Annotated in this window: 11 protein-coding genes; 2 read left to right on the forward strand and 9 right to left on the reverse strand. The window is 73.0% G+C overall.

The genetic code is table 11. The annotated features are described in order from the left end of the window. Nucleotide 1: 1 nt before the first annotated feature. Together ACN28A_RS09515 and ACN28A_RS09520 are read right to left on the reverse strand one after the other, a co-directional pair. Nucleotides 2-1,210: a substrate-binding domain-containing protein gene (locus ACN28A_RS09515; RefSeq protein ID WP_421394207.1), complete on the reverse strand. Its 1,209-nt coding sequence runs from the start codon at nucleotides 1,208-1,210 to the stop codon at nucleotides 2-4. A gap of 144 nt (nucleotides 1,211-1,354) precedes the next feature. Next, nucleotides 1,355-1,957 carry a TetR/AcrR family transcriptional regulator gene (locus tag ACN28A_RS09520; protein WP_421394209.1) on the reverse strand — a complete coding sequence of 201 codons (603 nt, stop codon included), beginning with the start codon at nucleotides 1,955-1,957 and terminating at the stop codon, nucleotides 1,355-1,357. A 79-nt stretch (nucleotides 1,958-2,036) separates the two neighbouring features. Between ACN28A_RS09520 and ACN28A_RS09525 the strand changes: the two genes are divergently transcribed. Together ACN28A_RS09525 and ACN28A_RS09530 are read left to right on the forward strand one after the other, a co-directional pair. Then, the gene (locus ACN28A_RS09525) at nucleotides 2,037-2,267 is read left to right on the forward strand and encodes a hypothetical protein (RefSeq protein ID WP_421394212.1); all 231 of its coding nucleotides are present in this window, start codon (nucleotides 2,037-2,039) and stop codon (nucleotides 2,265-2,267) included. Then, on the forward strand, nucleotides 2,264-2,887 hold the full coding sequence (locus tag ACN28A_RS09530) for a hypothetical protein (RefSeq protein WP_421394214.1): 624 nt from the start codon (nucleotides 2,264-2,266) through the stop codon (nucleotides 2,885-2,887). The genes ACN28A_RS09525 and ACN28A_RS09530 overlap by 4 nt, the downstream gene beginning before the upstream one ends. A 49-nt stretch (nucleotides 2,888-2,936) precedes the next feature. On the opposite strand, the gene ACN28A_RS09535 is transcribed toward ACN28A_RS09530, so the two are convergent. The 7 genes from ACN28A_RS09535 to ACN28A_RS09565 all read right to left on the reverse strand — a co-directional run bounded on the left by ACN28A_RS09535 (nucleotide 2,937) and on the right by ACN28A_RS09565 (nucleotide 12,225). After that, nucleotides 2,937-4,679 carry a protein kinase domain-containing protein gene (locus ACN28A_RS09535; RefSeq protein WP_421394217.1) on the reverse strand — a complete coding sequence of 581 codons (1,743 nt, stop codon included), beginning with the start codon at nucleotides 4,677-4,679 and terminating at the stop codon, nucleotides 2,937-2,939. Between the two features lie 126 nt (nucleotides 4,680-4,805). Continuing rightward, nucleotides 4,806-6,371 (reverse strand): fused MFS/spermidine synthase, encoded by a 1,566-nt coding sequence (locus ACN28A_RS09540; RefSeq protein ID WP_421394220.1) that lies wholly within the window; start codon nucleotides 6,369-6,371, stop codon nucleotides 4,806-4,808. A gap of 36 nt (nucleotides 6,372-6,407) precedes the next feature. Next, nucleotides 6,408-7,433, reverse strand: a complete 1,026-nt coding sequence (locus ACN28A_RS09545; RefSeq protein WP_421404264.1) for a coiled-coil domain-containing protein — start codon at nucleotides 7,431-7,433, stop codon at nucleotides 6,408-6,410. A 328-nt stretch (nucleotides 7,434-7,761) separates the two neighbouring features. Further along, nucleotides 7,762-8,583 (reverse strand): inositol monophosphatase family protein, encoded by an 822-nt coding sequence (locus ACN28A_RS09550; protein ID WP_421394222.1) that lies wholly within the window; start codon nucleotides 8,581-8,583, stop codon nucleotides 7,762-7,764. Beyond that, the gene (locus ACN28A_RS09555; protein ID WP_421394224.1) at nucleotides 8,576-9,028 is read right to left on the reverse strand and encodes a response regulator; all 453 of its coding nucleotides are present in this window, start codon (nucleotides 9,026-9,028) and stop codon (nucleotides 8,576-8,578) included. The genes ACN28A_RS09550 and ACN28A_RS09555 overlap by 8 nt, the downstream gene beginning before the upstream one ends. Nucleotides 9,029-9,079: 51 nt before the next feature. After that, complete coding sequence (locus ACN28A_RS09560; RefSeq protein ID WP_421394226.1) at nucleotides 9,080-11,002, reverse strand: ATP-binding protein; 1,923 nt, start codon at nucleotides 11,000-11,002, stop codon at nucleotides 9,080-9,082. Then, a complete protein-coding gene (locus tag ACN28A_RS09565) occupies nucleotides 10,999-12,225 on the reverse strand; it encodes a PP2C family protein-serine/threonine phosphatase (protein ID WP_421394228.1) in 1,227 nt (408 codons plus the stop codon). Before ACN28A_RS09565 ends, ACN28A_RS09560 begins: the two co-directional genes overlap by 4 nt. Between the last annotated feature and the right edge of the window lie 134 nt (nucleotides 12,226-12,359).

A 12,359-nucleotide genomic window follows, 5' to 3' on the forward strand; every position in this document is an offset into this window, starting at 1 on the left:
CTCAGCCCTTCATCGCCGCGGCCGGCGGCGCCGTCTCGTCCGGGGTGAGCACCTTCTGCGACTCCGCCGTGATCGCGTCGCCGCTGCCGCTCAGCCGGGCCTGGAACATCGGCTGGAGCAGTGCGTGGTCCTCGGCCCGGACCGTCATCCTGCCCTTGACCCCGTCGAAGCTCCAGCCCTCCAGGGCGGTGACCATCCTGTCGACGTCGTCGCCGCCTTCCTGGACGGCCCGGACGATCATCTGGGCCGCGGCGAAGCCGTCCGGGTGGAACAGGTCCAGCGTGCCGCCGGGTACGGCCTGCTTGGCGGCCTGCGCGGCCGGGTTGTCGGCGGCGCCGTCGAAGAAGTGCGACAGGAAGGAGATCTTGGTGCCGGCCGCCCCGAAGGTCGGCCAGGAGGCCCGGATGTCCAGCCCGGTGACCACGGTGGTGGAGCCGAGCACGCCCTGCTGGTCCAGGGTCTGCCACATCGCCGGGGCGGTGGTGCCGGCCCAGGCGACGAAGAGCAGGTCCGGCTTGGCGGCGGTCAGCTGGCTGGCGAACGGGGTGAAGTCGGTGGCGCTGGCCGGGGCGAGCACGCTGCTCACCGTGGCACCGGCGCCGCCGATCACCGCCTTGACGGCCGCCTCGTTGCTCTTGCCGAACGCGCTGTCCTGGGCGAAGACCACGACCTTCTTGCCGGCGGCGTCGCCGATGAAGGACTTCGCGGTCATCACGTCCTGGTACGACTGCCGCCCGGACCGGAAGGTGTACTTGTTGACCCCGGTCGCGCCGTCGGTGGCGGCCGGCCCGGAGACGAAGAGCACCTTGTTCTGCGCGGCGATCGGGGCGACCTGGAGGGCGACGCCGGAGGCGGTGGAGCCGGCGAGGATCTTGTGGCCCTTGCCGATCAGGTCCTTCGCCGCCGAGACCGCCTTGGCGGGATCACCCGCGTCGTCGACCTCGGTCACCTCGACCGGACGGTCGCCGATCCTGTTGGTGCCGTCGGTGGCGTACGCCAGCCCGGCCCGGAAACCTTCGATGTACTGCTTGCCGTAGCTGGCCAGCGCCCCGGACTGGGAGTAGACCAGACCGACCTTCACCGGCGCGGTGCCCTCGCCGCCGCCGTCCGCGGTCTGCTGCGGGCTGCCGCAGGCTGTCGTGGCGAGCGCCCCCACCAGCAGCGTGGCGGCGCTGACAAGTACCCGCCGCCGTGTCGTCCGGACCGTCATCATCGCTCCACGAGGGTGAAGTTGGAGAAGCATCGTCGGCCCACCGTAGAAGTGACGTCACGCACGTGCTATGTGGCGGAAACCCATAAGTAACCGCCGGTGGGTGGCCGGCGCAGCCAGGATCGGTCTCGTTCCGGAGCCCTGTCAGACGGCCGAGAAGACCAGCGTCAGCTGGGCGTCCAGGGCCTTCAGGGCGTTCTCCGGGGTGGTTTGCGCGGTCAGCAGGAACATGCCCAGCCCTTCGGTGACCGCCAGCAGGCCGACCGCTGCCGTCTCCGGGTCCAGGTCGGTGCGCGCCACGCCGGCCGTGCGCGCCCGCCGGATCTGGTCGGCGAGATAGGCGGCCATCAGTGGCGTGTCCCTACGCAGTGCCGCGCCAGCCTCGGGGCGCAGCGCCGCGTAGGCGAGGAAGGCGAGCGCCACCAGGCCGTCGGCGCGGCTGGCGTCGTCGAGCGGGAGGAGCCCGGCCAGTACCGCACGGAGGAGGTCGCGTGGTGCGGGGTCCGGCCCCAGCCGGCTGACCGCCTCGGTGATTCGGGCCTCGTTGCGCTCCCGCACCACGCCGAGCGCGAACTGCATCATCTCGTCCTTGGTGCGGAAGTAGTGCTGCACCATGCCCGACGTGACGCCCGCCTCGGTGGCGACGTGTCGCAGGCTGACACCTTCCAGGCCGTGTCGGGCCGCGACCCGCAGCAGGGCGTCGGCGATGAGCCTGCGCCGTTCGTGATGGTCGACCACCTTCGGCATGGCCCCGATGATTTCACATTGCGGTCGACATGTAATCGGGTTACATTGCAGTCGTAACGCAAAGCGCGCTGGAGGGGTGATGATCGAGGCGTACGGACTGGTCAAACGGTACGGAAACCGCACTGCGCCGGCCGGCGTCGACCTCGCCGTCGACGCCGGCCGGCAACGGGTCAGGACGTACCCGGGCGGCATGCGGCGCCGGATCGACCTGGCCGCGAGCCTGGTCAGCAGGGCGCGCGTGCTCATGGTCACCTTCGTCGTCGTGTTCGCTCCGCTGGCGCTGGCCGCATACCGCCGGAGCACGCGATGAGGCTGGCGCGTACCGCCACCGCGTACGAGGCGGCGATGTGGAGCAGCCTGTTTCGCTGGGTGCTGCGCCGGCCGCCGTCGTATCCACCGGGCACCCGGACGTTCAGCTATCTGGGGGCGGTCAAGCCGATCCTCGTCACCTTCATCGTGCTGTCAGCGGTGGAGATTCCCATCTTCGACCTCGTCGTGAGCCGGCTGGTGCCGTGGTCACCGGCGCGGTGGATCGTGCTCGGGCTCGGCGTCTACGGCCTGATCTGGATGCTCGGTCTCCTCGCGATGCTGCGACTGCACCCGCACGAGCTGGGTGACACCGGCATCCGGATACGCAACGGGATCGGTGTGGACGTGACGATCCCGTGGACGGAAATCGCGGCCGTACACGGGCGGTACCGGTCGCTGCCGTCGAGCAGGGCCGTGCAGGTCGAGCAGGACGGCGACGGACCGGTCGTCAACCTGGGTACGGGTGGGCAGACGAGCGTCGACATCACCCTGCGCGAACCGTCCTCGGTGCACCTGCCGAAGGGGCCGAGCGAACCGACGACCCGGGTCCGCCTGTACGCGGACGACAGGGACGCCTTCGTGGCAGCCGCTTCCGAACACCTGGCGGCTCTCACCCGGTGAGGGGGTGTCGACGGCGACACCGCGCCAGCGTGGAAGGGCAGCAGAGCCGCTAACCCGGCTTCGGGCCCCTGCCCTCGGCCGGCTTGTCCGGACCCCTGCCCTTCGGCGCCTTCTCCTTCGGTGCCTTCTCCGGCGCCGCGCCCTTGGCCGGCTTGCCGCCGGAGCCGGTGCGCGGCGGGTCGGCCGGCGCGGCGGGCTGGTCCGGCGCGGTCGCCGGTGCCACCGCACCGATCGGGTCACCGGCCGCCGTACCGCCGGTCTCACCGGGGACGCTGGAGACCCGGGCCGCGCAGGCGTGCTCGCCGAGCCGGAACTCGACGGGCAGCGGGTTGCTGCCGTCGTGCTCGCCGACCAGACCGAACCGGACCGCCCCGCCGGCCGGCAGGGCCGACCCGGCGCCGTCGGCGGGCCGGAGCAGCACGTCCCGGCCCTGCTGGCGGGAGCCCGGCGACGGCTCGCGGGTGAGCACCTGCTCGGCCGGGAAGGCGAACCGCAGCGTCCAGTCCCGTAGAGCCCTGGCGCCGAGGTTGGTGACCGTGAGTTCGGCCTGGAACGACCGGCCGGTGTCCGCGCGGAGTACGTAGTCGACCCGGCACGCCGCGGTGCCACCCATCGCCAGGTTCGTCGGCGTGTCCGCCCCGCCGGCCGGTGCGGAGCCGCCGCCGGCACCCGCCCAGACCGCCCCGCTCACCGCCAGCAGGCCGACTCCGACCGCCGCGACCCGGATCCGGTTGCCGAGCCGCGTCGTGGGCCGGCCGAGCCAGGCCGGCGGCCAGCCGCGCCGGGCGGGCAGCGGCAGCGGGTCGGTCGCCGGGCGGGGCAGCATCGCGGTCTCGCCGTGCGCCGACACCGCCGGACGTCCCTCGGCCGGCTCCGGGTCGTCCGGACCGGCCTGCTGCGACGACGCGGCGAGCACCGTCCCGGCGGTGACCGGCAGCACCACCCCGGCCGCCCGGGCCAGGGTACGGGCCAGTTCGCCGCTCTGCGGCCGCTCCTCCGGCGCCTTCGCCAGGCAGCGGGTGACGAGTTCCGTCACCTCGTCCGGCAGCCCGGAGACCGGTGGCATCGGCGCCGGCTCGGCGTAGAGGTGCGCCCGCAACGTCTGGGTACGCGTCGACGTCCGCCACGGCATCCGGCCGGTCAGCGCCCGGTAGAGCAGCAGGCCGAGGGCGTACACGTCGGTGGCGGGGCAGACGTCGCCCTGGGCGAGCCGCTCCGGGGCGACGTACGCGGGCGTGCCGTAGAGCCCGTCCTCGTCGCCGTCCCGCTCGCCGACCAGCGCCGAGATCCCGAAGTCGAGGACCTTGGCACCCATCGGGGTCAGCATCACGTTTCCGGGGGTGATGTCGCGGTGCACCACTCCCCGGGCGTGCGCGGCGGCCAGCGCGGCGGCGACCTGGGCGCCGAGCACCACGCCGTGCCACCAGGGCAGCGGGCCCTCCCGGTCGAGCCAGCTCGCCAGCGTCTCGCCGTCGACCAGCTCCATCACCACGTACGGCACGGTCCGGCCGTACCGGACCGACTCGCCGTAGTCGTAGACGCCGGTGATGTGCGGGTGACAGAGTCGGGCGGCGGCCCGGGCCTCGGTGCGGAGCCGGTGCCGGAACGCCCGGTCGGTGCTGAGCTTCGGGGCGAGCATCTTCACCGCCACCGGTCGGCCCAGCACCTCGTCGTGGCCACGCCAGACCACCGACATGCCGCCCTCGCCGAGTTCCTCGATCAGCCGGTAGCGGGCACCGATCAGCTCCGCGCCGTACCGCTGTGCTCCGCCCCACCAGCCCTGCCCGGTCATGGAGATCTCTTTGCCGGTACCGGACCGAATTACACCTGTCGGGATCGTTTCTTCTCGGATCGGTCGCCCGGACGCCGGACCCGACCTGTCCTCCGCCGCCCCTCTGCCCCGGGCTCAGGCAGGGGTTCAGGCGGTGGCGAGGAGCTGGTCGACCGGGGCGTACTCGTCGGTGAGCACGATCGCGTCGTCGACGAAGGCGTCGAGGTCGGCGCCGGAGACGACGGTGACCGGTGCGTTCACCGAAGTGACCAGGCGTTCCTCCACCGCCTCCAGCGGCAGTGGCCGGTCGGAGGCGAGGATCACGAAGTTGGCGCCCTGCGAGCCGGCCAGCGCGGCCGGCGGCGCGACCAGTGCGACGTGCGGGAACTCGGCCGCCACCGTGGCCACCTCGGACCGGATGAAGCGCAGCGGCGGACGGTCGATGACGTTCTGCGCGTAGATGCCGCCGGGGCGGATCACCCGGCGTACCTCGGCGGCCATCTCCCGGGTGGCAAGGTGCCAGGGCACCACCAGGTGCCCGAAGGCGTCCCCGACCACCAGGTCGGCGCTGCCGGCGGCCCGCTCCCCGATCAGCATCCGGGCGTCGCCGACCCGGGCGCGCAGGTCCGGGCCGGTCCGCACGTCCAGCTCGCGGCGGCCCAGCTCGACCAGTTCGCCGTCGATCTCGTAGACCTCGTTCCGGCTGCCGGGCCGGGTCTCGGTCAGGTAGCGGGGCATGGTGAAGCCGCCGCCGCCGAGGTGCACCGCCTGTAGCGGAGCCCCGGCCGGGGCCATCACGTCGGCCACCGCCCCGATCCACTTGGTGTACTCGAACTCCAGGTGCCCCGGGTCGGCCAGGTCCACATAGGAGTGCCAGGCCGAGTTGAGCACCAGCAGCCGGCCGGTGGAGTTGTCCGGATCCGGCTCGACCGAGGCACAGTGGTACGCCGTCTCCACGTCGCACGGCGTCGGCGCGACCGCGCTGAGCGAGGCACCGACCAGCCCGAGCACGGCCGCGGCGGCGGTGACCCGGGACGGCTTCGGCAGTACCCCGGGGGCCTGCCGGCGCAGGTAGACGGCGAGCGCCAGGCCGGTCAGCCCGAGCAGGACCGCCAGGCCGAGGATGATCGCGGTACTCGGCAGGGCGGCGACGAGCACGAACCCGGTGCCCAGGGTGGCGGTGATCGCGCCGAGGGTGCCGATGCTGGAGAGCCGCCCGACCACCTGGCCGGTCTGCCGCAGGTCACCGAGTTGCAGCTTCACCACCAACGGGGTGATCGCGGCGAGCAGGGCGGCCGGCAGGAAGATCGCCAGCGCGGTGAGCAGCAGGATGCCGACGGCGGCTCCGCCGCGCAGCACCTCGCCGGCGTACCTGACGATCGGCAGGGTCAGCGCGGTGCAGATGCCGGCCAGCACGAGGGCCGGGGCGAGCAGCCGGCGCGGGTCCCGGCGGTCGGCGAGCCAGCCACCGGTCCAGGCGCCGTACGCGATGGCGGCCAGCGCCACCCCGATCACCGAGCTGGTGACCTGGAGGGTGACCCCGACATACGGGCCGACCAGCCGCAGCGACGCCGTCTCCAGGACGAGTACGGCACCGCTGGCGACGAAGACCAGGGTGGCCGCGAGGCCGGGCGGCAGTGCCCGGGGTGCGGGCCGGGCGGTCCCGTCCGCGACGGCGGCGCCGTCCGCCAGCTCAGGTGGTGAAGAGTCCATCGCAGCGATGGTACGCACCCCGCCGGCGGCTCCGGGCTACAACATCGACAGGTGAACGTGGTTCGTGTGGTCCGAGGCCGGGTCGCCGTTGCCGTTGTACGCCCGCCACCCGTTGCCGGGCATCCAGATCTGCCGGTACCAGATCACGTAGAGCACACCGAGCCGGCTGGCGTTCTTGACGTAGAACGCGGCGACGTTGTTGCCGTACGTCCGGTCGCCGCCGGTCGCGTCGACGTTCCGGAAGCCGCCGGCCGCGGCCGAGAAGTCGCAGGCGCGTCCCTTGGGATGCTCGCCCCCGCCGCCGTCGCGGTGGCAGGAGGTGTGCCGCTTGTAGCCGTTCGCCTTGGCCTGGTTGAGTGCGTGCAGGGTGCGCGGCGTGATGCACCCGTTGGTGGTCGGGTCGTCGATGGAGCAGGACTCCTTGGGCCAGGAGCCGTCGGAGTTGCGCGGGGCGGGCTTGGCCAGCGGCGAGTTGGCGCTGATCAGGCCGCCCGACGGGTTGCCGCCGACGGAGGCCAGCGCCCGCTCGGCGTCCTTCTTCTTCTTGGCGATGATCTCGACCTGTCGCTGCTGCTCGCGCACCTCGGCGTCGATCGCGTTCTTCGCCCTGGTCGCCTGGTCCAGCGAGTCGGCCAGCTCGCGGAGCTGCTTGTCGTCGCGCTGGGCGATCATCTCCAGCCCGGCGGCCCGCTCCAGGAACGACTGCGGCGAGGCGCTGTTGAGCAGGGCCGACACCGGGGTGAGCCGGCCCCGGCGGTAGGTCTCGGCGGCGATCACCCCGACCTCCTGGGTCAGCGTGGCGATCCGCGTCTCCAGCTCCTTGAGCTGCGTGCCGAGCTGGCTCTGCCGCTTCTTGGAGCTGTTCAGTTTGGCGGTCGCCTCGATGTGCCCCCGGGAGGCGGACTCCAGGGCGTCCCGGAGCTTCTTAGTGCCACCCTCGTCACCGGGGGAGCTGGGTGCGGCGGAGGCCGGAGCGCCGGCCGTGGGAACCAGCAGCGCGGGGGCTCCGGCGAGGACCGCGGCGACCACGAGCAGCGCGGTGCACCGGCCGGGACGGTGCAGCCGGGCGGTAGACCGGCCGGAACTGTGCAGCCGGGCGGTAGACCGGCCGGAACTGTGCAGCCGGGCGATGGCCGTTGTGCGCACGAAAGCCGTTCCTTCCGTAGGCCGCCGACCCCGAAGGGTCCACACTGACCACTCGGCGGCGGTCCCCACCGGCACCCTCTACGGCGCCACCTGGCGGAGACCGCCGGTCAGCCTACCGGAAGCCGGCCGCGCTGTCGGCCCGGCTACGGGTGGCCGCAATATCACAGGGAAACGGAAGGTTGCCGGTAAATCGACTTTTGCCGTGTTGTTCCGCTCGGGACGGCGCACGGCTTCCGGAGGCCGCTCAGGCGGTGGCCAGCAGGGCGGCGTGCACGGTGTCCCAGACCGACTCGTTGACGGCTACCAGCAGTCCGGCGCGGCCGTCGGTCGGGTCGTACGGGCTGCCGTCGAGTCGCCGGACCACCCCGCCGGCCGCCTCGACGAGCAACGCTCCGGGGACGTGGTCCCAGGGCAGGGTGCGCCAGAAGATTGCGAACTGCTGTCGATTGTCCACAATATCGGCATATTCCTGGCCAGCACAGTGCTGTCCCGGAAGTACCGCGCCGATCCGGTCCGCACCGGCGGCCACCCGGCGCCGCAGCTCCGCCGGCAGGAAGCGGGTGGCCACCACGCCGCGCAGCGTCCCGGCGGCGAGCGGCTCGACGGTGGTCCGCACCGGCTCGCCGTCCCGGTACGCCCCGTTACCGGCCGTGGCCACCAGCATGCGGTCCGCGATCGGGTCGAGGATCCAGGCCGCCTCGGTACGCCCGCCCCGGCGCAGCGCCGCCATCACCGCGAACGGCTGCCGGCCGGCGGCGAAGTTCGCCGTACCGTCCAGCGGGTCGACAAGCCACACCTCGGCCGGCCCGGCGAGCCGGTCGAGTACCGCCGGATCGTCGGCCACGCCCTCCTCGCCGACCACCTCGGAGTCCGGCCGGAGCCGGCGCAGCTCGGCGGCGATCAGTTCCTCGGCCCGGCGGTCGGCCACCGTCACCACCTCGCCGGGCGCCTTCTCCGCGACGTCGGCGACGGTCAGGTGCCGGAACATCGGCAGGATGGCGTCGGCGGCGGCCCGGCGCAGCAGCGCGCCGACCTCCTCGACGAGCCGCGCCTCGGAATCAGCCACGCGGCGGAAGCTTCACGACACTGACGAAGAACTCGTCGATCTGCCGGACCACCGAGATGAAGCGCTCGAAGTCGACAGGCTTGGTCACGTAGGCGTTCGCGTGCAACTGGTAGCTGCGCAGGATGTCCTCGTCGGCCTGCGAGGTGGTCAGCACCACCACCGGAATCCGGCAGAGCTGTTCGTCCCGCTTGATCTCGGCCAGCACCTCCCGGCCGTCCCGGCGGGGCAGGTTGAGGTCGAGCAGGATCAGGTCCGGCGGTACGGCGTCGGCGTACTCGCCCTCCCGGCGCAGGTACGCCAGGGCGGCCGCGCCGTCGGAGACCACCGTGAGCCGGTTGCGCAGCTTGTGCTCCTCGAACGCCTCCTGCGTCATCAGCACGTCGCCCGGATCGTCCTCGACCAGCAGCACCTCGATCGGGCTCTTGCCGTCCGCCGGTGCCGTCATCAGCCTCTCCTCCTCGATCCGCCCATCGCGCAAGCCGGATCCACTAGTCCGTCAGACAGTGTGCTTCATGTCGCCGGCCGGCCGGGCCGACTTCCCCGGCGGTGTGGCGTCGGCCTCGTCCGCACCGCCCCCGTCCGCCGGGTCCGCGCCCGTCGACCCGGCGCCCGCCGAGTCACCACTCCCCGACCCGGCGCCCGGCGAGTCACCACTCCCCGACCCGGCGCCCGGCGAGTCACCACTCCCCGACCCGGCGCCCGGCGAGTCGGCGCTCCCCGGCCCGGTGCCCGCCGAGCCGGCGCTGCCCGAGCCGGCGGTCCCCGACTCGACGGCCTGTGCCGGCACCGCCGGTGCGGTGGCCTCCGCCCCGCCGGCCTCCGCCCCGCCGGCCTCCGCCCCGCCGGCTTCGGCCGGTGCGGCGGACTCCCGCAGTTCCGGTGGTACCGGCAGGGTGAACCGGATCATCGTGCCCTCGGCCACCGCGCCGGGCTCCACCCAGACCCGGCCGCCGTGGTACTCGACGATCTTCTTCACGATGGCCAGCCCGATGCCGGTACCCGGATAGGCGTCCTTGGCATGCAGTCGCTGGAAGATCACGAAGATCTTGTCCGCGAACTCGGGCTCGATGCCGATCCCGTTGTCCTGGCAGCTGATCTCCCACTCGTCGCCGACCCGCCGGGCCGAGACGTGCACCTTAGGCGGCACGTCCGGGCGGCGGAACTTGAGCGAGTTGCCGACCAGGTTCGCCAGCAGGTTGATCAGCAGCGTCTCCTCGCCCCGGATCACCGGCAGCTCCGACCAGGTGAGTTCGCCGCCGACGTACCGCCGGGTGTTCTCGGTCTGCCCGGCGACCTCGGTCATCACCGCGTTCAGGTCCACGTCGCCGAAGCCGCTGGTGATCCGGCCGATCCGGGAGAAGGCCAGCAGGTCGTTGATCAACCGCTGCATCCGCTGCGCCCCGTCCACCGCGAACGCGATGTACTGGTCGGCCCGCTCGTCGAGCTTGCCCGCGTACCGGCGTTGCAGCAGCTGGCAGAAGCTGGCCACCTTGCGCAGCGGCTCCTGGAGGTCGTGCGAGGCGACGTAGGCGAACTGCTCCAGGTCACGGTTGGACCGGACCAGTTCCTCGGCCTGCTTCTCCAGCTGGCTGTTCACCCACTCGATGCGTTCGCGGGCCTGCCGCACCTCGGCCAGGTCGTCGGCGATCCGGCGGCGCATCCCGTCGACGTCACCGGCCAGCGCGGCAAGTTCCGGCGGCCCGACCTGCTCGATCTCCCGCTGGTACGCCCCGCCGGCCACCTCCCGCACCTGGGCGGCCAGCGTGGTGACCGGACCGATCACCAGCCGGTTCAGCGAGGTCAGCAGGGCCAGCCCGGCCAGCAGCACCACGATCGCGGCCAGCACCAGCAGCAGCACCAGGGCGTTGCCGGTCCGCCGGGCGTTCTCCGCGACGCTGTTGCGCAGTTCGAGGATCGACCCCTGCAACGCCTCGACCTCGCCGCGCAGCTCGGTGAACCGAACGCCGGTCTGGGTGGTCAGGAACTGCTGCGCCGCCTCCGGGCCGCTGTCCGCGGTCAGCTCGATCGCCGGCTCGGCCACCGTCTCCCGCCACTGCCGGGCATGGTCGCGCACGGTGTGCAGCTCGCGACGGATCTCCGGCTGGTCGCCGAGGAGGGCGTCCATCGAGGCGATCAGCGCCGTCTCCCGCCGCAGTCCCTCCCGGTACGGCGCCAGGTCGGCGTCGTTGGCGGTGACCGCGTAGCCGCGTACCCCGGCCTGCTGGTCCACCAGGGCGCTGAGCAGCGCCTGGCCGTCGGTGCGCAGCGGACCGGTCTTGGTCAGCAGGGTGTCCAGGTGTTGCCGGTTGTCGGTGGCGACCACCGCCGCACCGGCGGCCAGCAGGCCGAGCACCAGGCCGACGATCACGCAGAGCGCGGTGACCCGGCGGTGCAGCGTCCACCTCGACGGTGACCTCACCGCCCCTCCCCCCGGCTGACCAGCAGCATCGCCACGTCGTCGGCGAGCGGGCCGCCGTTGTGCTCCTCGGCCCGCCCCACCAGCCAGCCGGGCAGCTCCGGCAGGCCCACGTCACGGGTGCGCGGATCGGCCACCAACCGGCGCAACCCTGGCACGTCAAGCCGGTCGTCGCCGTCGTCGATCCGACCCTCGATCAGCCCATCGGTGTACATCAACAGTGACCAGTCCTCGGTGTCGAAACGCAGTTCGTGTGCGACCGGCGGCCGGGGCTTCACGCCGAGCAGCAGCCCGTACGGTGCCGGCACCGGCACCACCCGGCCGCCGGCCAGCAGCAGCGGCGGCGGATGCCCGGCCAACCGGACGGTGGCCCGGTTGCCGGCCAGGTCCAACCGGACGGCGGCGACGGTGGCGAAGATCTCCCGGGCCGACCGCTCGCTCATCAGCACCTGCTCCAGCGCCGGCAGCACCTGGTCGTCGGGAACTCCCGCCAGCACCAGGGCCCGCCAGGCGACCCGGAGTTCGACGCCGAGCGCGGCCTCGTCCACGCCGTGCCCGCAGACGTCGCCGACGATCAGGTCGACCCGGTCCGGGCTGGTCTGCACCACGTCGTAGAAGTCGCCGCCGATCAGCGCCTCGTGCCGGCCGGGCCGATAGAACGGGTGCACCTGGAGCAGCCTCGTGTCGATCAACGGCTGAGGCAGCAGGCCGCGTTCCAGCCGGGCCGACTCGGCCTGGCGCAGCTCGACCTCGCGCAGCCGCCGGGTGTTCTCGTCGGCCCGCTTGCGCTCCACCGCGTAACGCAGCGACCGGGCCAGGAGCACACCGTCGACCTGGCCCTTGACCAGGTAGTCCTGGGCGCCCTCGGCGACCGCGCCGATGCCGAGGTGCTCGTCGGAGCGGCCGGTGAGCACGCAGACGGCGGCGCCGCTGGCCATGTCGAGCACCTGGCGGAGCCCGTCCAGGCCCTGCGCGTCCGGCAGGCCGAGGTCGAGCAGTACGCAGTCGACGCCGGAGATCTGCGCCCGCGCGGCGTTGAGGCTGTTCGCCACGAGCAGCTCGATGCCGTCGCCGGTCTCGGCCAGCAGCTCGCCGACCAGGAAGGCGTCGGCGTCGTCGTCCTCGATGAGCAGCACCCGGAGCCGCTCCCGGGGCGGCAGCTTGGCGTGCCGGCCGAGCCCTCCGTGCGGGTACGAGGGCGCGGGTACGACGGACGACCCGGTCACCGGGCCGCCCCCCTCCATCCGGTCACGACGCCTCCTCGCTCCGTTCCCCGCCGCCACGGCCGCCCCGACCGGGTCGTCCGGTCACCGCGCCCCCCGCGCCCCGCCCGGCCCTGTCCGTACCGCGTCCGCCACGA

This window comes from Plantactinospora sp. WMMB782, assembly GCF_049179135.1.
In the GTDB taxonomy this organism is placed as follows: Bacteria; Actinomycetota; Actinomycetes; order Mycobacteriales; family Micromonosporaceae; genus Plantactinospora.